General features: G+C 53.8%; 17 protein-coding genes and 1 other RNA gene. 15 read left to right on the forward strand and 3 right to left on the reverse strand.

Annotation, left to right across the window (positions count from 1 at the left end):
- Nucleotides 1-15: 15 nt before the first annotated feature.
- Nucleotides 16-840 carry an HMP-PP phosphatase gene (gene cof / locus ACTJJ1_RS14615; RefSeq protein ID WP_440834222.1) on the forward strand — a complete coding sequence of 275 codons (825 nt, stop codon included), beginning with the start codon at nucleotides 16-18 and terminating at the stop codon, nucleotides 838-840.
- Between the two features lie 58 nt (nucleotides 841-898).
- On the opposite strand, the gene ACTJJ1_RS14620 is transcribed toward cof, so the two are convergent.
- Nucleotides 899-1939 carry a PLP-dependent cysteine synthase family protein gene (locus ACTJJ1_RS14620; protein ID WP_004949327.1) on the reverse strand — a complete coding sequence of 347 codons (1041 nt, stop codon included), beginning with the start codon at nucleotides 1937-1939 and terminating at the stop codon, nucleotides 899-901.
- A gap of 122 nt (nucleotides 1940-2061) precedes the next feature.
- Here ACTJJ1_RS14620 and ACTJJ1_RS14625 point away from each other — a divergent pair, with 122 nt between their 5' ends.
- The 5 genes from ACTJJ1_RS14625 (at nucleotide 2062) to amtB (ending at nucleotide 8125) form a co-directional block, all read left to right on the forward strand.
- Nucleotides 2062-2523 (forward strand): Lrp/AsnC family transcriptional regulator, encoded by a 462-nt coding sequence (locus ACTJJ1_RS14625; protein ID WP_004949329.1) that lies wholly within the window; start codon nucleotides 2062-2064, stop codon nucleotides 2521-2523.
- Nucleotides 2524-2617: 94 nt separating this feature from the next.
- Entirely contained in the window at nucleotides 2618-4393 is a 1776-nt protein-coding gene (locus ACTJJ1_RS14630) for a SmdA family multidrug ABC transporter permease/ATP-binding protein (RefSeq protein ID WP_063198061.1), read from the forward strand.
- Nucleotides 4386-6164, forward strand: coding sequence for a SmdB family multidrug efflux ABC transporter permease/ATP-binding protein (locus tag ACTJJ1_RS14635; protein ID WP_004949335.1), 1779 nt, complete (start codon nucleotides 4386-4388; stop codon nucleotides 6162-6164). Before ACTJJ1_RS14630 ends, ACTJJ1_RS14635 begins: the two co-directional genes overlap by 8 nt.
- A gap of 299 nt (nucleotides 6165-6463) precedes the next feature.
- Complete coding sequence (glnK, locus tag ACTJJ1_RS14640) at nucleotides 6464-6802, forward strand: P-II family nitrogen regulator (protein ID WP_004949337.1); 339 nt, start codon at nucleotides 6464-6466, stop codon at nucleotides 6800-6802.
- A gap of 36 nt (nucleotides 6803-6838) precedes the next feature.
- Nucleotides 6839-8125 carry an ammonium transporter AmtB gene (amtB, locus tag ACTJJ1_RS14645; RefSeq protein ID WP_004949339.1) on the forward strand — a complete coding sequence of 429 codons (1287 nt, stop codon included), beginning with the start codon at nucleotides 6839-6841 and terminating at the stop codon, nucleotides 8123-8125.
- A gap of 86 nt (nucleotides 8126-8211) precedes the next feature.
- Here amtB and tesB read toward each other — a convergent pair whose 3' ends face one another.
- Nucleotides 8212-9075, reverse strand: a complete 864-nt coding sequence (gene tesB, locus ACTJJ1_RS14650) for an acyl-CoA thioesterase II (RefSeq protein ID WP_004949340.1) — start codon at nucleotides 9073-9075, stop codon at nucleotides 8212-8214.
- Nucleotides 9076-9305: 230 nt separating this feature from the next.
- Here tesB and ACTJJ1_RS14655 point away from each other — a divergent pair, with 230 nt between their 5' ends.
- Nucleotides 9306-9797, forward strand: coding sequence for a YbaY family lipoprotein (locus ACTJJ1_RS14655; RefSeq protein WP_004949342.1), 492 nt, complete (start codon nucleotides 9306-9308; stop codon nucleotides 9795-9797).
- A 64-nt stretch (nucleotides 9798-9861) separates the two neighbouring features.
- Here ACTJJ1_RS14655 and ACTJJ1_RS14660 read toward each other — a convergent pair whose 3' ends face one another.
- Nucleotides 9862-10176: an MGMT family protein gene (locus tag ACTJJ1_RS14660; protein ID WP_004949344.1), complete on the reverse strand. Its 315-nt coding sequence runs from the start codon at nucleotides 10174-10176 to the stop codon at nucleotides 9862-9864.
- A 158-nt stretch (nucleotides 10177-10334) separates the two neighbouring features.
- Between ACTJJ1_RS14660 and ffs the strand changes: the two genes are divergently transcribed.
- The 8 genes from ffs to gspF all read left to right on the forward strand — a co-directional run bounded on the left by ffs (nucleotide 10335) and on the right by gspF (nucleotide 18226).
- Nucleotides 10335-10431, forward strand: an RNA gene (gene ffs, locus ACTJJ1_RS14665) — signal recognition particle sRNA small type.
- Nucleotides 10432-10775: 344 nt separating this feature from the next.
- Nucleotides 10776-11576, forward strand: coding sequence for a winged helix-turn-helix domain-containing protein (locus ACTJJ1_RS14670; RefSeq protein ID WP_440834228.1), 801 nt, complete (start codon nucleotides 10776-10778; stop codon nucleotides 11574-11576).
- The gene (locus ACTJJ1_RS14675; protein WP_202291126.1) at nucleotides 11561-12055 is read left to right on the forward strand and encodes a FidL-like protein; all 495 of its coding nucleotides are present in this window, start codon (nucleotides 11561-11563) and stop codon (nucleotides 12053-12055) included. The genes ACTJJ1_RS14670 and ACTJJ1_RS14675 overlap by 16 nt, the downstream gene beginning before the upstream one ends.
- 411 nt (nucleotides 12056-12466) lie before the next feature.
- Nucleotides 12467-12958, forward strand: a complete 492-nt coding sequence (locus tag ACTJJ1_RS14680) for a winged helix-turn-helix domain-containing protein (RefSeq protein ID WP_440834230.1) — start codon at nucleotides 12467-12469, stop codon at nucleotides 12956-12958.
- Between the two features lie 49 nt (nucleotides 12959-13007).
- Nucleotides 13008-13514 (forward strand): type II secretion system protein N, encoded by a 507-nt coding sequence (locus ACTJJ1_RS14685; protein ID WP_440834232.1) that lies wholly within the window; start codon nucleotides 13008-13010, stop codon nucleotides 13512-13514.
- A 125-nt stretch (nucleotides 13515-13639) separates the two neighbouring features.
- Nucleotides 13640-15532, forward strand: a complete 1893-nt coding sequence (gene gspD, locus ACTJJ1_RS14690) for a type II secretion system secretin GspD (protein ID WP_440834406.1) — start codon at nucleotides 13640-13642, stop codon at nucleotides 15530-15532.
- Nucleotides 15529-17025 (forward strand): type II secretion system ATPase GspE, encoded by a 1497-nt coding sequence (gspE, locus tag ACTJJ1_RS14695; RefSeq protein WP_440834234.1) that lies wholly within the window; start codon nucleotides 15529-15531, stop codon nucleotides 17023-17025. The genes gspD and gspE overlap by 4 nt, the downstream gene beginning before the upstream one ends.
- A complete protein-coding gene (gene gspF, locus ACTJJ1_RS14700; RefSeq protein ID WP_440834236.1) occupies nucleotides 17015-18226 on the forward strand; it encodes a type II secretion system inner membrane protein GspF in 1212 nt (403 codons plus the stop codon). The genes gspE and gspF overlap by 11 nt, the downstream gene beginning before the upstream one ends.
- Nucleotides 18227-18229 lie beyond the last annotated feature (3 nt).

Genomic DNA, 18229 nt, shown 5'->3' on the forward strand with positions numbered 1-18229 from the left:
ATTCACGAGGTCTTTATGTATCGTCTGGCGGCTTTTGATATGGATGGCACTTTGCTGACGCCGGATCACCGGGTCGGATCGGAAACCCTGGCGGTGTTGAAGCAACTGGTTGAACGAGACATGATCGTGACCTTCGCCACCGGGCGCCACTACCTTGATGCTCAGCCGATCATGGCGCAACTCGGCCTGCAGGGTTATCTGATTACCGGCAACGGCACCCGGGTTTACGACAATCGGGGGCAGCAACTGCACGCCACCGATTTGCCGGCCGATATTGCCGAAGAGGTGCTGCATACCCACTGGCGTACCGAGGCCAGCATGCACGTTTTTCGTGATGAAGGCTGGATAACGGAATTTGCGGTACCGGACGAGATGCTAAGGGCACATCACCTGAGCGGTTTTCGTTTCCAACTGGCGGAACTGCGCCGGCTGCCGGCGTTCGGCAACAGTAAAGTGTGTTTTATCGCGCCGCACGAGGCGTTACTGGCGTTACAGCTGCAACTGCAGGCGCATCTGGGCGATAGTGCCGATCTCTGTTTTTCCGCTTACGAGTGCCTGGAAGTGCTGCCGCTCGGCTGCAACAAGGGCACTGCGTTGGATATGTTGAGCCGCCACCTGGGGATAACGATGGCGGATTGCATGGCGTTTGGCGATGCGATGAACGACAAGGAGATGCTGGAGACGGTGGGGCACGGCGTGGTGATGGGCAATGCCTTGCCGCAGTTGAAGTCGCTGCTGCCCCGGCTACCGGTTATCGGCCACTGCGAACACCAGGCGGTGGCTCACTATTTGCAACATTGGCTGCGTTCACCTTACCTCACCTATTCCCCCGAATTATGAGGTTTTACTTTTACAGCCGGCCGGGTATGACTTACCCGGCTTTTTTTGTTCTCGATGCTTACAAATCTTCCAGTTGCGCCAGCCAGGGCGTCAGGTCACCAATATTGTTGCTCACCCATTCCGGGTTGTAATAAGTGTCCAGATAGCGTTCGCCGCTGTCGCACAACAGGGTAACGATCGAGCCCTGCTCAGCCTTTTCACGCATTTGTTTCGCCAATTGCAGCGCGCCCCAAACGTTGGTGCCGGTGGATGCACCCACTTTGCGCCCCAACACTTTTTCCAGCCAGTGGATGGTGGCGACGCTGGCCGCATCCGGTACGCGCAGCATAGCGTCGACTACCGACGGAATAAATGAAGGCTCGGCGCGTGGGCGGCCAATGCCTTCGATCCGGCTGCCGCAACTGCCGATAATGGTGCGGTCGCGCTGGTGGAAACAATCGTAGAACACCGAGTTTTCCGGATCGACTACCGTCAGGCGCGTGTCGTGCCCTTGATAGCGAATATAGCGCCCCAGAGTTGCAGAGGTGCCGCCGGTACCGGCGCTCATCACAATATGTTTGGGTACCGGGAAGGGTTCGCGCGCCATCTGGCGGAAGATGCTGTCGGCGATGTTGTTGTTACCGCGCCAGTCTGTCGCACGCTCGGCGTAGGTAAACTGATCCATATAGTGGCCGTTCAGCTCTTTTGCCAACTGTTCGGAGACGGCGTAAATTTGCGCCGCATGGTCGACAAAGTGGCAACGGCCGCCATAGAAGGCGATTTGCTCAACTTTGCGGCGTGCTGTGCAGGACGGCATCACGGCGATAAACGGCAAACCAATCAGCCGGGCGAAGTAGGCTTCGGATACCGCGGTACTGCCGGAAGAGGCTTCGATAATCGTGGTGTTTTCGGTGATCCAACCGTTGCACAAACCGTACAGGAACAGCGAACGGGCCAACCGGTGCTTCAGGCTGCCGGTCGGATGGGTGCTTTCATCTTTCAGGTACAGGCAGATACCGGGAAATTCAGGCAGGTTCAGGCGGATCAGGTGCGTGTCGGCGGAGCGTTGGAAATCCGCTTCTATTTCACCGATCGCATATTTTACCCAAGAATTTGTCATCGTCTGGCCTCAGAATAGGGGGCTTGTTTACCGCGTAGCATAGCCTGTCGCCGGGAAAAAAGGATTGCCATTTTCCCTGTTTAATCGCCTAATGGGAGAAAATTTTTCTCCTGGTTGGCGATATGTTAGATAAAACAGACCGTAAATTACTGTGCATGCTGCAACAGGACTGCACGCAGTCGCTGCAGGCGCTGGCCGACGCGGTCAATCTGACGTCGACGCCCTGCTGGAAAAGGCTGAAGCGGCTGGAAGATGAAGGCTACATCCGTGGGCGCGTCGCGCTGCTGGATAACGAAAAGCTGGGCCTGGGGCTGACGGCGTTTGTGCTGATCAAAACCCAGCAGCACAGCAGCGAGTGGTATCAGAAGTTCGTGCAACTGACCCAACAGATGCCAGAGGTGCTGGCGTTCTATCGCATGGCGGGCGAGTACGATTACCTGATGCAGGTGGAAGTGGCGGACATGAAGAGTTACGACAGCTTTTACAAGCGCCTGGTGAACGGCGTGCCGGGGTTGATCGACGTCACTTCCAGCTTCGCGATGGAAAAAATCAAATACACCACCGCACTGCCGGTTCCCGAGTGAAATGTTCACCAAACTGGCAAGTTAAGGATGGTATTCTACTCTGCTGAGTCAGAGCGAGAGTAAAATCGACTACATTATCCTGGAATAAAACTGCGTGAGATTATTTGCTCAAATCGGCTGGTATTTCCGCCGCGAGTGGCGCCGCTACCTGGGGGCGGTGGTGCTGCTGATCGTCATCGCCATACTGCAACTGTTGCCGCCCAAGCTGGTGGGCATCATTGTCGACGGTATCACCGAAAAACAGATGTCTGCCGGCGTGTTGATGGCCTGGCTGGGGCTGATGCTCGGCACCGCCGTGATTGTTTACCTGCTGCGCTACGTGTGGCGGGTACTGCTGTTTGGTGCCTCCTACCAACTCGCCGTTGAACTGCGCGAGAATTTTTATCGCCAGCTCAGCAGGCAGAATCCGGCCTTTTATCTGCGTCACCGCACCGGTGATCTGATGGCGCGTGCCACCAATGATGTGGATCGGGTGGTTTTCGCTGCCGGTGAAGGGGTGCTGACGCTGGTGGATTCACTGGTGATGGGGTTGGCGGTGCTGGTGGTGATGAGTACCCAAATCAGCTGGCAACTGACTCTGCTGTCGCTGATCCCGATGCCGATCATGGCGATTGTGATTAAGTATTATGGCGATCAGTTGCATCAGCGCTTTAAATCGGCGCAGGCAGCCTTTTCCAGCCTGAACGATCAGGCTCAGGAAAGCATGACCAGCATTCGTATGATCAAGGCATTCGGCCTGGAAGATCATCAGTCCAACCAGTTTGCGGAAGTCGCCGCGCAAACCGGCGCCAAAAATATGCACGTGGCGCGAATAGACGCCCGTTTTGATCCGACGATTTATATCGCCATCGGCGCTTCCAATCTGCTGGCGATCGGCGGCGGCAGTTGGATGGTGGTCAACGGTTCGCTGACGCTTGGCCAATTGACCAGCTTCGTGATGTACCTTGGCCTGATGATTTGGCCGATGCTGGCGCTGGCCTGGATGTTCAACATCGTGGAGCGCGGCAGCGCGGCCTATGGCCGTATTCGCAGCCTGCTGGAAGAAGCGCCGGCGGTGACCGACGGCGAGAGCCTGTTGCCGGCCGGGCGCGGCAACCTGGAGGTCGACATCCGGGCATTCCATTACCCGGGAAATTCGCATGCGGCTCTGCATAACGTAGCGCTGAAACTGGCGCCGGGGCAGATGCTCGGCCTGTGCGGGCCAACCGGTGCCGGGAAGTCGACGCTGTTGTCGTTGATCCAGCGTCAGTTCGACATTGACGAGGGCCAGATTAGCTATCAGGGGATGCCGCTGACCCAGGTGAAGCTTGACGATTGGCGCTCGAGGCTGTCCGTGGTCAGCCAGACGCCGTTCCTGTTTTCGGACAGCGTTGCCAACAATATTGCTCTGGGCAAGCCGGGAGCGACGCAGGAGCAGATTGAACGCGCAGCTCGTCTGGCCAGCGTGCACGAGGATATCTTGCGGCTGCCGCAGGGCTATGAAACCGAAGTGGGCGAGCGCGGCGTAATGCTTTCCGGTGGACAGAAACAGCGTATTTCCATTGCACGTGCCCTGTTGCTGGATGCGGAGATCCTGATCCTCGACGACGCGCTCTCGGCGGTGGATGGCCGAACTGAACATCAGATCCTGCACAATTTACGCAGTTGGGGGCAGAACCGTACGGTGATTATCAGCGCGCACCGGCTTTCGGCGTTGACCGAAGCCAGCGAGATCCTGGTGATACAGCACGGCGGCGTGGCGCAGCGCGGCCAGCATGCGTCGCTGGCAACTCAGCCCGGCTGGTATCGCGATATGTATCGCTATCAGCAACTGGAGGCGGCGCTGGATGAAGCTCCGCAAGCCGGCGAGGAGATGTTAACCAATGAATAAAATGCAAAAGCTGTGGCCGACGCTGAAACGGCTGCTGGCTTATGGTTCGCCCTACCGCAAACCGCTGGGGCTGGCGGTGTTGATGCTGTGGGTAGCGGCAGCGGCGGAAGTCGCCGGGCCGATTCTGGTCAGTTACTTTATCGATAATTACGTCGCCAAAGGGCAATTGCCGTTAATGATCGTCTGCGGGCTGGCGGCGGCCTACATTCTGCTGGAGCTGTTGGCGGCGGCGCTGCACTATTTCCAGGCGCTGCTGTTCAATCAGGCCGCGGTGGGGGTGGTTCAACGTCTGCGTACCGATGTGATGGACGCTGCACTGCGTCAGCCGCTCAGCGCCTTCGATACGCAACCGGTCGGGCAGTTAATCTCGCGGGTGACCAATGACACGGAAGTGATTAAAGATCTGTACGTAATGGTGGTTTCCACCGTGCTGAAAAGCGCCGCGTTGATTGGCGCCATGCTGGTGGCGATGTTTAGCCTCGACTGGCGCATGGCGCTGGTGGCGATTTGCATCTTCCCGGCGGTATTTGTGGTGATGGGCATTTATCAGTACTACAGCACGCCGGTCGTACGCCGGATGCGCGGCTATCTGGCGGACATCAACGACGGTTTTAATGAAGTGATCAACGGCATGGGCGTGATCCAGCAGTTCCGTCAGCAGATCCGCTTTGGCGAACGCATGAGCGCAGCCAGTCGGTCACACTATTCCGCGCGTATGCAGACGCTGCGCCTGGACGGTTTTCTGCTGCGGCCGCTGCTCAGCCTGTTTTCGGCGCTGGTGCTGTGCGGCCTGCTGATGCTGTTTGGTTTCAGCGGCGAAGGGTCGATAGGCGTCGGTGTGCTGTATGCCTTTATCAACTACCTGGGGCGCCTGAATGAGCCGCTAATCGAACTGACGTCGCAACAGTCGATCCTGCAACAGGCGGTGGTGGCCGGCGAGCGCATTTTCGAGTTGATGGACCGCAGCCAGCAAAGCTACGGGACGGACGATCGCCCGCTGGAAAGCGGCCGCATCGACATCGACAACCTGAGCTTTGCTTACCGTGAAGATAAAAAGGTGCTGCAACATATTTCGCTGTCGGTGCCTTCGCGCGGTTTCGTGGCGCTGGTTGGCCATACCGGCAGCGGCAAGAGCACCTTGGCTAATTTGCTGATGGGTTATTACCCGGTCAACGAAGGTGAAGTGCGCCTTGACGGTCGTCCGCTGTCCAACCTGTCGCACCGCACGCTGCGCCAGGGCGTGGCAATGGTGCAGCAAGATCCGGTGGTGATCGCCGAATCGGTGCTGGCCAACGTGACTCTGGGGCGCAACATCAGCGAAGAGACGGTCTGGCAGGCGCTGGAAACGGTGCAGTTGGCTGAGCTGGTACGGACCTTCCCGCAGGGCATCCATACCCGTCTGGGCGAGCAGGGCAACAATCTGTCGGTGGGCCAGAAACAGCTGTTGGCAATGGCCAGAGTGTTGGTGCAGGCGCCGCAGATCCTGATCCTGGACGAGGCGACCGCCAACATTGACTCCGGAACCGAGCAGGCGATCCAGCGCGCGCTGCGTTTGATCCGTGAGCACACCACGTTGGTGGTGATCGCTCACCGTCTGTCGACCATTGTCGATGCCGACTCGATTCTGGTGTTGCACCGCGGTCAGGCAGTCGAACAGGGCAATCATCAGCAACTGCTGGCGCAACAGGGGCGTTACTACCAGATGTATCAACTGCAACTGGTGGGCGAGCAGCTGGCCGCTGCCAGCCGCGAAGAAACGCAAACCGCATGATCCCAGGGGCCGGTCATCAAAACCGGCCCTTTCTTTTTCCCGCCACGCACCACAAACAGGCATCCATCCTTTTCAAATCCCTTGCTCTGCACTTTTTCGACGCGTCATGCACCAAATTAGTGCGCAATATTTAATCAATCACCCTCGGAGGAACCGGTTGCCGGGTAGCCTCGGTACGTCGCATCGCCAGCCCGTCGGTTAATTTGCTGAATTCGCGCACAAAACCATTTGTGGCATAGCCTTTGCTTTATAAGACTCGTACCAAGGGGGAGTTTGGGCTTAATTCGTGGAGGGGCAATATGAAGCTGGTTACCGTGGTGATTAAACCATTCAAGCTGGAGGACGTGCGTGAAGCCCTATCCTCTGTAGGTATTCAGGGGCTGACCGTAACCGAAGTGAAAGGGTTTGGTCGCCAGAAGGGTCATGCTGAGCTCTATCGCGGAGCGGAATACAGCGTCAACTTCTTACCTAAAGTCAAAATCGACATTGCTATCGCCGACGATCAGTTGGACGAAGTGGTTGATGTCATTAGTAAAGCGGCCTACACCGGTAAAATCGGTGACGGCAAAATTTTCGTTGCCGAATTGCAACGTGTCATTCGCATTCGCACCGGCGAAACAGACGAAGCAGCACTGTAATCACAGGCTCAGTAAAGTAATGGGGATGGATTGATAATGAAAAAACTTTTATCCATGTTGGGCCTGAGTACGGTAACCATGGTTCCTTCTTTGGCCCTGGCCGCTCCGGCGGTCGCAGACAAGGCTGACAACGCGTTCATGATGATTTGCACCGCTTTGGTGCTGTTCATGACCTTGCCAGGCGTAGCTCTGTTCTACGGTGGTTTGCTGCGTTCCAAAAACGTGCTCTCCATGTTGACTCAGGTCACTGTCACCTTCGCAATGGTGTGCGTGCTGTGGGTGCTTTATGGTTACAGCCTGGCTTTCAGCGAGGGCAATGCGTTCTTCGGTGGATTCCAGACGGCGATGCTGAAAGGCATCGGCATCGATAGCGTCACCGGCACCTTTAATCAGATGATCCACGTGGCGTTCCAGTGCTCCTTCGCATGCATCACCGTGGCGCTGGTAGTCGGCGGTTTTGCCGAGCGTATCCGCTTCTCTGCTGTGGTGATCTTTGCGGCTATCTGGTTCACCATTTCCTATCTGCCGATTGCGCACATGGTGTGGGGCGGCGGTTTCCTGGCCGCTGACGGCGCGCTGGACTTTGCCGGCGGCACCGTGGTGCACATCAATGCGGCAAGCGCCGGGCTGATTGGCGCCTACCTGTTGGGCAAACGCGCGGGTTTCGGCAAAGAAGCCTTCAAACCGCATAACCTGCCAATGGTGTTTACCGGCGCGGCTATCCTGTATGTCGGCTGGTTCGGCTTCAACGCCGGTTCTGCCAGCGCGGCTAACGGCATTGCGGCACTGGCCTTCCTGAACACGGTGATTGCTACCGCCGGCGCGATCCTCTCCTGGACCTTTGCCGAGTGGATTGTGCGCGGCAAGCCTTCGCTGTTGGGCGCGTGCTCCGGGTGTATCGCCGGGTTGGTCGCCATCACGCCGGCTGCGGGCACCGTGGGTGTCGGCGGGGCGTTGATTATCGGTCTGATCGGCGGTATTGCCGGTCTGTGGGGCGTGGTCACGCTGAAGAAATGGCTGAAAGTGGACGATACTTGCGACGTGTTCGGCGTGCATGGCGTGTGTGGCATCGTCGGCTGCCTGTTGACCGGCGTGTTCACCTCTGCCTCACTGGGCGGCACCGGTTACGCAGAAGGCGTCACCATGGGCCATCAGGTGTGGGTCCAGTTGCTGAGCGTGGTCATCACCCTGGTCTGGTCCGGTGTGGCTGCTTTCATCGCCTTCAAAGTGGCTGGCGCCATCGTCGGTCTGCGCGTACCGGAAGAGCAGGAGCGCGAAGGTCTGGACGTCAACAGCCATGGCGAGAGTGCCTACAACCAATAAGCCTTGAAGAAGGGCAGTGCGCTAAATAACACGAAAAATAATGATGATGCGAAAAGGGCGATGGTGACATCGCCCTTTTTCTTTATTTAGGCATCGCGCTGGCGAATCACGCCTTCTTGTACCGTAGTGGCGACCAGTACGCCTTCACGGGTGTAGAACTGGCCGCGCACAAAGCCGCGCGCACCAGAAGCTGAGGAGCTTTCCACTACGTACAGCAACCAGTCGTCCATGCGGAACGGCCGGTGGAACCACATCGAATGATCGATGGTCGCCACCTGCATGCCCGGCTCAAGGAAACCGACGCCGTGCGGTTGCAGTGCTGTCGGCAGGAAATTGAAGTCTGACGCATAGCCCAGCAGATATTGATGGATACGCTGATCGTCCGGCATGGTGCCGTTGGCGCGGAACCACACGTAACGGTGCGGTTCTTCCACCGTGCCTTTCAGCGGGTTGTGGAATTTGACCGGGCGCATTTCAATCGGCTTTTGGCCGATAAACTTTTCACGCACCTTATCCGGCAGCATATGCGCCAACTTTTGGGCAATGTCTGATTCGGACATCAGCCCTTCTGGCGGCGGCACGTCCGGCATGGTGTTCTGGTGTTCAAACCCCGCTTCCGGGCTTTGGAAAGAGGCGGTCATGTAGAAGATCGGTTTACCGTGCTGAATGGCGCTGACGCGACGGGCGCTGAAGCTATTGCCGTCGCGCAGGATTTCTACGTCATAAATAATCGGCTTGCTGCTGTCGCCCGGGCGCAAAAAATAGCTGTGGAACGAGTGCACACTGCGTTCTGCTGGCACGGTTTGTTTGGCGGCATACAACGCCTGACCGACCACCTGGCCGCCGAATACCTGACGTAGACCCAGATCTTCACTTTGTCCGCGGAATAGCCCTTCTTCGATTTTCTCCAGATCCAGCAGATCGAGGAGGTTTTGCAGTGCCTGGCTCATAAAGTTACTACCTTTTTAATAATCATTTTGCGCAGTGTGCGGAATATCACGGCAAGACGTCAATATGTTGCGTTAAGGCACAGGAAAAATTGCCTGAATACTGAGCGTTATTAGAAGGCTAAGTGATTAATAGGCAGTGCTAAATGGATTTTTCAGTATTTTGTGCTAAGTTTAATGAGTGGGGTGGTGAAAGCCACCAAGCTATTGATAATAAAAAAGGAGACCGATCCATGAAACTCTGGCAAATCGTAGGTGGAGCAGCAGCATTGACGATCACCCTGGCGGGTTGTGCTCAAAAGAGCGCCAATGTGCCTGTGCCGGCAGCGGGAAACCCAGCGATTGCGCAAACGCAGATTCAGGGCCCGGCGGTAACTGGTTCGGTTAACATTCGCCAGCGCATTGCGCTGCCACCGGATGCCGTACTGACGGTTACGCTCTCTGATGCCTCATTGGCGGATGCGCCGTCGAAAGTGATTGCCCAGCGTGCGGTTCGCACTGAAGGCAAGCAGGCGCCGTTTAATTTTGTCCTGCCTTACAACCCGGCAGATATTCAGCCTAATGCGCGCATTATCCTGAGCGCGGCCATTACGGTAAACGGCCGGATGACCTTTATCACCGATACTATCCAGGAAGTCGTGAACCGCAACGGCACCCGTGCCGACCTGCAGTTGGTTCCGGTGCAAGGCATTGCGGTTCAGGCAACGCCAACAGCCATGCCGTAAGCCGGAAAACCTGAAGCAGTAAGAAATCAACAGCCTTTGCGCTCCGGCCAAAGGCTGTTTTTTGCTACCAGCGCCAGCCATAAATCAGCAGATCGACCGTGCTGTGCGCCCCGAAGATGATTCCCTCACTCAGCAGCGCCTGGCGCTGACGTTGAAAGTCCTCCCCCTGCTGCGAAATTTGGCCGTGACGGTTAATCACCCGGTGCCAGGGCAGGCTGCTGCCTTCCGGCAGACGCCTCAGTACGCCGCCGACCTGACGTGCGGCACGCGGTGAGCCCGCCAGCCGCGCTACCTCGCCATAGGTCGTGACCTTGCCATAGGGAATGGCGGCTATCACGTGGAACACGCGCTGGCTGAATGTGGCGTCCTCTGGTTCCATTTATGTTTTCCTGCTGCGGCAAAAAACCAAGGATGCAAGTGTGCCATAGCCAGGGTGGGTAAGAAAACAGCGGTTAGCCCCGGTTGGCTTGCTATTTGGCTGGTCATCGCCGATAATGCCCACCGCTTCGCAGTCATAGAAGCCGTCAATGGGGGCCCTGTTGGTTCTCCCGCAACACTAACTTGTGAACTCGGTCAGATCCGGAAGGAAGCAGCCGTAGCAGGTGACGTGTGTGCCGGGATGTAGCTGGCAGGGCCTCCACCAATTTCAGCTTCCGCCTTTTCCTCCCCTACCGCTTACGAACTATTTTTGTCTATCGTCGTTTAGCCTGTCTGCTCGATAAATAGACGTTATAATCAGTCATCCGATCAGATCTTCACCTAAAAAATAATATGATGTCTCAAGAATGTTGGTCTCGATGCTTTTTCTTTTTCAGCGATACCTGAATAGGATGAGAATTACCTTGATGTTGCGGGGTGTCGATGTTGTGGTTAAAATATTGTTAATTTCTGGTGTTGTCAGGCAATAATTTTACTATTGACTATAGTGGGTCGGTACGGCGTTTTGGACAATAATCAGGCATCAGATTAGGCTGTAACATGATTTATATCATTGATAACAAGGTTGCCTTTAATACCGAGAACGGCTCTTTAAAGAGCATGAGAAATGGTAATGAAGTATTTTTATCGAGCCTGAATGTCAGAGTGTTCAAATGCTTGCTTGAGCATGGCGTGAAGCCGGTAAGCAGAGAGGATATTTTTAAGCAGGTTTGGGGTGAGCAAAGTCTGAGTGTATCCTCCGCAACTCTGAACCAATATATTAGCCTGACTCGCCGGGCATTGCTTTCCGTAGGATTCAGCGATCGCTTGATCATCACGGTGGCTAAAACAGGTTATAGAATTAATAAAACCATTTTAATTAAAATCTTGGACATTGCCCCCCCCAGCCAATCGCCGGAAGACGCCCCCCCGTTAATGTCTGACGCCAGTGGTAGCCAAAGACCATATGCACATCATTATTATCTGATTACGTTACTTCGTACCTTATCAATTGCATTGCCGCTTGCCATCCTGGTTTTCTTGTTTTTTTATTATCAGCATTACCGTGAAAATGAGAAACGCCCGTTTATCTCTTATCTTGGTGTGGTCAAAGGTTGCCCGATTTATTACTCTGGAAGGTATCTCGATAAAAAAACGGATCGCTACCTGCAGTTTTTGGCCGAAAAGGATCTTTATGGCAATCGATGTGGTAAGGATGAAGTGATTATTACACGGCTCAATCACTCTCTTAATACCACAGAAGACAGTGGCCGTCAGTTTATCGCAAAATGTGTAATGAACAGCGATCATTTTTATCATCATTGTGAAAGCGAGTATATCCGCGCATGGAAAAAAAGTTAACCGTACTGTCGATGATACTCATTGTTCTGTGCATTATTTTTGGCAGTAGCATATATTATCTCACCCATTCTCATCAGGATTTAAAGGGCATTGCCTGCGAAGCTAATGCGAAGTTCACTTACGCCAATGATTTGGATAATGTCAGCGTACCTATGGATATTCGCCTCATTTTAAAAATGCACTACGTTTTTTTTACAAGCAATAAGGGCATTATGACTCTGAATGGCGTGGCGAGCAGTGGAGATAAACGTTTTTTTGTGAGTCGCAATGTTAATTTCACGTATGTTGCACAAGATGATTTTTATAAATTTAAATATGGCAATGAACAACGTTCGGCAAGAGATACCTTACCCTCTGAGGTGTACTCCTATTTTTTTAATAGTGAATCTAACTTCTACCATATCAATTATCTTGATAAGGACACTCTGATGTTTAGTAACGTTTATACCCCGATGTTTATTTGTAATGTAAAATCATAGTCTATGGTGTGAGAGCATAGTAACGATAGAAATTATTAATTAACTACTGTTTTTCTCCTTTAGTGTTATAGTCAGGCTTAGCTCCTCTATTCCTGACTCCCACCCCATATCAGGATGTCTATAATTATGAGAAATGATATATATTTTTATATATGTTATTTTATTCATTTTATATTTTAATGTAACTTGTTGTTTTTATTTATTATTTTTGTTTTAATCTGTTTTTCTAAATATTATTAATTTTATCTTATATATTGCATTTGGATGCTGTTGCCATTCATTGTTGTTCATGTTTTATTAGATGGCATATTTAATTGCGCTATTCTTTTGCTTCTTCCTTGAACAGGGGTGTTTGGGGGCTGGAATGCAAAAAAATACCTGATTATTATTCTTATAGCCAATAGGTGAAATATGGACGTACATGACATTGCTCTGAATGACACCCTGATGGAAAATGAGTCGGTTGTATTAGATAACAATAATAAAACATTGTTTTTCAAAAGAGAGAATATCATCATTGAAATGACGGAACTGCAACGTCGGTTTATTCTCTGTCTGCTTAGTGGTATATATAAAAAGAATGATATCATTCGCGCAGTATGGTTTTGCAATCATGAAACCATCAGCGATAACAATTATCATCAAATTATATTTCAATGTCGATCGTTGTTGTCGCGGCACGGCATCCCTGGTCAGGTGATTAAAACCATTCCCCGATTTGGCGTCATGCTAAGTTTTCAGGCCTGCGAGCGGGTAACCACTGTGGGTGCTGGGTCTGAAAATAAAAAACTGGCGGAAAGTAAAAAAGGGAAGAAGGGCATTTTGGAAACCATTAACTACAAAATTGCACTGACGTTGACTCTGCTGTTTTCGGTGGCGATGTTTGTGGGTGTGTCTGCTTAGCGCCTGATGAAAACGTGCCGCCAATTTATCTGATTACCCCGAGGCCTAAGTGAGTAAAAGGTTTATTGTTTTTTTTATTTCATTTTTCTTTCTGGCGAATGCGGTGTTTATTTTCTCTCAGCTTTGGAAAATTTATCGTTTCGATCAGGCAGATGTATCGTCGCAGCGTAACTTCGTGCCTGAAAGGGGACGTTATGTTGGTTTCCCTGCGAAAGATGATATAGAAAAAATCAACAATGCTGATTTTTTTGGCCGCTATGGGGAAAGTCGGGGAGAGAGGAATAACGGCGTGAGCTATAAGATTAGCTCGCAGGGCATAAGCGACGATGCTATCAACAATGCCCCTGAAACGCGTCTGGCGGGCAAAGTTACCGGCTTGCTGTTTAGCGATAACCCCAAACACAGCCTGGCGATAATAGAACGCTCCGGCAAACAGGCCAGTTATGGTATGGGCGATCGCATTGCTAACAGTAATGTCGTCGTATTACGGATACTGCAAGACAAGATATTGCTTGACGAGAATGGATACTACGCCTTGATGATTTTAAAAGACTAGGTGTGCTTTCTTTTTAGAATTGGAACTTTTTAAGGTCATAAGGCTACATTGTGATTACGCATCTTTTTTACCATTTTGGCCATCAACTGGCTCGCCTTCCCTGGCGGGAACTGGTGGTGGTATCAATGTTGGCGGTTACCCCCGGGATAACGCATGCAGCGTCATTCTCTGCCAATTTCAAAGGTACGGATATTCAGGAATTTATCAACACGGTCAGTAAAAACCTGGGCAAAACGATCATTATTGATCCGGCGGTGAAAGGAAAAGTCACCGTACGTAGCTATGAGCAGCTTAACGATAAACAATATTATCAATTCTTCCTGAACGTGCTGGACGTGTACGGATATACCGTCATTGGTATGCCAAATAACGTGCTTAAAGTCATTGTGGCGAAAGACGGGAAAAGAGCCGCTTTGTCGCAGGCCGGCGGTGAGCTGATTGGGGAAGGGGATGAGGTTGTAATGCGTATTGTTCCTTTGCGCAATATCGCGGCCAAGGATATTTCCCCATTATTACGTCAACTGAATGACAGCGTGGGCGTAGGCAGCGTGGCGCACTATGAACAGGGCAACGCGTTGTTGATAACCGGCAGAGCCGCGGTAGTGAATGGGTTGATCGATATTGTTCGGGAGATGGATCAGGACGACAGCAATCAGATAGAAACGCTTGCGCTGAAGCATGCGGCGGCGGCCGAGATTGTGCGTATGGTCAATGCGCTGTTCCGCGAAGAGGGCAAGCAGCGGATGGCGGGTGCTGCGACGCTGCGACTGGTCGCGGATGAAAGAACCAATACTGTGATGATTACCGGCGACGATCGGATCCGCGAATATGTTAAGGACATGATTTATCGGCTGGATAACAAGAGCGTCAATCAAGGCAATACCCAAGTCATTCAACTGAAATACGCCAAGGCGCAGAGCCTGGTCGAGGTGCTGACGGGGATTAGCTCAGGCCTGCAAAATGAAAAAGAGGGCGCGGCAACCAATGTAGCCTTGTTGAAAAATGTGGTGATCAAAGCCGATGAGCAAACCAATGCGTTGATCATCACCGCTGCGCCGGATGTGATGCGCGACCTGGAAGAGGTGGTGACCAAGCTGGATGTCCGCCGTGCTCAGGTACTGGTTGAGGCGGTGATTGTCGAAGTGCAGGATGGCCAGGGGCTGAATATCGGCGTCCAGTGGGCCAATAAATACGGCGGTGGCACACAGTTTGGCGGCAATGTACCTGGCGTTTCATCGGGTTTTGACGGTGGCATGCTCGAGGCTTTCAACAAGGCCAGTGGTTTGATGACCGGCTTTTACAGCGGAAACTGGGGAGTATTGCTATCCGCCATCGCCAGCAATAATCAAAATAATATTCTGGCTACGCCGAGCATTGTCACCCTGGATAACGCCGAAGCGGAATTCAGCGTAGGCCAGGATGTGCCTATTTTGACCGGCTCGCAAACCACCAACAGCGATAACGTTTTCAATACCGTCTCGCGTAAAACCGTGGGGATAAAACTCAAGGTCAAACCGCAGATTAACAAGGGCCAATCGGTCCTGATGCAGATTGAGCAGGAAGTCTCCAGCGTTGCCGACAATACGCAGGTCTCCGCCGATTCCCTGGGCGCCACTTTTAATATCCGTACGGTAAACAACACCGTGTTGGTCGACAGCGGCGAAACGGTGGTGGTTGGCGGTCTGCTGGATAAAACCAATTCAGAGGTGGAAAGCAGCGTTCCGCTGTTGGGGAAAATTCCGGTATTGGGCGCGCTGTTCCGTTCTACGTCGGTGAAAGAGAGCAAGCGCAATTTAATGCTGTTCATCCGCCCGACCATCATCCGGACGACCGAAGGATTCTCTCAGCAGAGCCAACGTAAAGTCGGCAAATTTGATGTTGAGCAGCGGGAAGATATCGAGCTGAAAACGGCGTTGCGCGAGGAAATCTCCTCCGGCCAAACCGTGGGTGACAATCAAGCGTTTCTCCGCGTCATTTCGCAGGTCAATGCGTTCTATGGCCAAGAGGGAAAACCATGACGCCGAACCCCTCAGGCCACCTGTTGCCTTTTGCCTGGGCGCGCCAGCACGGCGTGCTCGCCGTCGCCGAACAGAGCGACACACTGCTGTATTGCCATCAGAAAACGGCTCAGGCCGCGCTGATGGAAGCATACCGCTGTTTGCCGGGCGAGCCGATGTTGGTGCGGTTGGAGCCTGAAATCTTTGAACAAAAGCTGGTGGCGTATTACCAGCAGGAGGCCGGTCATGCGCAGAAGATGATCGACGATCTGGGTGGCGAGCTGGACTTTTACACGCTGGCGGAAGAGCTGCCGGAGCAACAGGACCTGCTGGATGAGCAGAACGATGCGCCAATCATCCGCCTGATCAACGCCATGCTGAGCGAGGCAATCAAAGCCCGTGCCTCAGACATCCATATCGAAACCTACGAAAGCGAATTGGTGATCCGTTTTCGCATTGACGGTGCGCTGCAACGCATTCTGGCGCCACAGCGCAAATTGGCCGCGCTGCTGGTGTCGCGCATCAAAGTGATGTCGAAACTGGACATCGCTGAAAAACGGGTGCCGCAGGATGGACGCATGACGTTGAAGGTCGGTGGACGGGCGATCGACGTGCGCGTATCGGTGATGCCGGCCAGCCACGGCGAACGGGTGGTTATGCGCCTGCTGGACAAAAATAGCGTCAGGCTGGATCTGCCCAGTTTGGGGATGACGCAGGAGCGTCAACAGGCGCTTATGCGTCTGATTCAGCAGCCACACGGCATCATCCTGGTTACCGGGCCGACCGGCTCCGGCAAGAGCACCACGCTCTATACCTTGCTGAACCAGATTAACGACGAAAACCGCAACATCATGACCATTGAAGATCCGGTCGAGTACGAGTTGAGCGGCATTGCGCAGACTCAGGTGAATCCGAAGGTGGACATGACCTTCGCCCGCGGGCTGCGTGCGTTGCTGCGCCAAGATCCCGATGTGGTGCTGATCGGTGAGATCCGCGACGGCGAAACGGCGCAGATTGCGGTTCAGGCTTCGCTGACCGGGCACCTGGTGCTGTCCACGTTGCACACCAATACGGCGATCGGCGCCATTACCCGCCTGCGAGATATGGGGGTTGAGCCATTCTTGCTGTCCAGTTCGCTTAGCGGCGTGTTGGCGCAGCGTCTGGTGCGGCGGCTGTGTCCGCAGTGCCGCGAACCCTACGCCCTGTCTGATCGGCAACGGCGGGCGTTTGGTCTGCCTGTGGATCAGGGCGTCACTTGCTGGCGACCTCTAGGCTGTAACGCCTGCAGTGGGCAGGGCTACCTTGGTCGTATCGGGTTGCATGAGCTGCTGGTGCTGGATGAGCCCATGCGGCTGGCGATCCACCGCGGAGACAGCGAGATCGACATCATGCGGCTGGCGGCCTCGCGCTATCAGTCTTTACGTCAGGATGGGATCGCCAAAATGAGCGCCGGCGAGACCAGCCTGGAAGAGGTGCTGAGAGTGACCCGCGAAGGGGATGGCGATGAGGTTTGATTATCATGCCTGCGACAGGCAAGGGCGTGCCCGACGCGGTGCGCTCGAGGCAGATTCCTTGCGCCATGCCCGTGACCTGTTGCGTGAAAAAGGATGGCAGGTGCTGGCGGTTAAAGCCAAAAAAACGCGCAGTTTCAACAAGCTGGCTGGATTCAGGCTGACCTCCGGCGTCACGAGCAGCGATCTGGCGTTGTTGACCCGTCAGTTGGCGACGTTGATGTCCGCCGCGTTGCCGCTAGAAGAAGCGCTGATGGCGGTGGCGCGACAAACGGAAAAGAAAGGCTTGCAGGCGGTGCTGACGCAGGTACGCCTGCGGATCCTGGAGGGGTTTTCCCTGGCGCATGCCCTAGGGCAATACCCGCTTATTTTTGATCGCCTGTACTGCGCCATGGTGACAGCCGGCGAAATCTCCGGCCATCTTGCGCCGGTGCTGGAGCGTTTGGCCGACTATGTCGAACAGCGTCAGCAAATGAAAAACAAGATCACTCAGGCATTGGTGTACCCAATGGTGCTGACGGTGGTGGCGATCGGGGTAGTGGCCATTTTGCTTACTGCGGTGGTGCCTAAAGTCATCGAGCAATTTATTCATATGAAACAGGCCTTGCCGTTGTCCACCCGGCTGCTGATCGGTGCCAGTGACGCCATCCGACAATGGGGGCCGGCAGCGCTGATGCTGTTGCTGGCGGGCGTCGGTTTGTTTCGCTATCGCCTGAAGATGCCGGCCAGGCGTACCCGGTGGCATGCTTTTATCCTGCGGCTGCCGGTTATCGGCAAGTTGACCCTGGGCGTGAATACGGCGCGCTATGCCAAAACGTTGAGCATTTTGAACGCCAGCGCGGTGCCGTTACTGGAGGCGATGCGCATCAGCGCCAGCGTGTTGGGCAATGATCATGCCCGGCAGCGGTTGCTGGCGGCGATGGAACGGGTGCGTGAAGGTGAAGGGTTGTCGCCGTCTCTGGAGGGGACCGCGCTTTTTTCGCCGATGATGCGGCACATGATCATGTCCGGTGAGCGCAGCGGTGAATTGGAAATGATGCTTGAGCGGGCGGCGAATATGCAACAGGATGCCTTTAATCGGCAAATAACCTTGGCTCTGGGGCTGTTTGAACCTTTATTGGTGATAGTGATGGCCAGTTCGGTGCTGTTTATTATTTTGGCTATCCTGCAGCCAATATTGCAGCTCAATAACATGATTGGATGAGAA

The sequence above is a fragment of the Serratia sp. 22264 genome (assembly GCF_052045345.1).
In the GTDB taxonomy this organism is placed as follows: domain Bacteria; phylum Pseudomonadota; class Gammaproteobacteria; order Enterobacterales; family Enterobacteriaceae; genus Serratia; species Serratia plymuthica.

What these genes read in the sequence shown, in the direction of transcription:
- cof (WP_440834222.1), top strand. Translation starts at nt 16, where the DNA reads ATGTATCGTCTGGCGGCTTTTGATATGGATGGCACTTTGCTGACGCCG.
- ACTJJ1_RS14620 (WP_004949327.1), bottom strand. Translation starts at nt 1,939, where the DNA reads ATGACAAATTCTTGGGTAAAATATGCGATCGGTGAAATAGAAGCGGAT.
- ACTJJ1_RS14625 (WP_004949329.1), top strand. Translation starts at nt 2,062, where the DNA reads ATGTTAGATAAAACAGACCGTAAATTACTGTGCATGCTGCAACAGGAC.
- ACTJJ1_RS14635 (WP_004949335.1), top strand. Translation starts at nt 4,386, where the DNA reads ATGAATAAAATGCAAAAGCTGTGGCCGACGCTGAAACGGCTGCTGGCT.
- glnK (WP_004949337.1), top strand. Translation starts at nt 6,464, where the DNA reads ATGAAGCTGGTTACCGTGGTGATTAAACCATTCAAGCTGGAGGACGTG.
- amtB (WP_004949339.1), top strand. Translation starts at nt 6,839, where the DNA reads ATGAAAAAACTTTTATCCATGTTGGGCCTGAGTACGGTAACCATGGTT.
- tesB (WP_004949340.1), bottom strand. Translation starts at nt 9,075, where the DNA reads ATGAGCCAGGCACTGCAAAACCTCCTCGATCTGCTGGATCTGGAGAAA.
- ACTJJ1_RS14655 (WP_004949342.1), top strand. Translation starts at nt 9,306, where the DNA reads ATGAAACTCTGGCAAATCGTAGGTGGAGCAGCAGCATTGACGATCACC.
- ACTJJ1_RS14660 (WP_004949344.1), bottom strand. Translation starts at nt 10,176, where the DNA reads ATGGAACCAGAGGACGCCACATTCAGCCAGCGCGTGTTCCACGTGATA.
- ACTJJ1_RS14670 (WP_440834228.1), top strand. Translation starts at nt 10,776, where the DNA reads ATGATTTATATCATTGATAACAAGGTTGCCTTTAATACCGAGAACGGC.
- ACTJJ1_RS14675 (WP_202291126.1), top strand. Translation starts at nt 11,561, where the DNA reads ATGGAAAAAAAGTTAACCGTACTGTCGATGATACTCATTGTTCTGTGC.
- ACTJJ1_RS14680 (WP_440834230.1), top strand. Translation starts at nt 12,467, where the DNA reads ATGGACGTACATGACATTGCTCTGAATGACACCCTGATGGAAAATGAG.
- gspD (WP_440834406.1), top strand. Translation starts at nt 13,640, where the DNA reads ATGTTGGCGGTTACCCCCGGGATAACGCATGCAGCGTCATTCTCTGCC.
- gspE (WP_440834234.1), top strand. Translation starts at nt 15,529, where the DNA reads ATGACGCCGAACCCCTCAGGCCACCTGTTGCCTTTTGCCTGGGCGCGC.
- gspF (WP_440834236.1), top strand. Translation starts at nt 17,015, where the DNA reads ATGAGGTTTGATTATCATGCCTGCGACAGGCAAGGGCGTGCCCGACGC.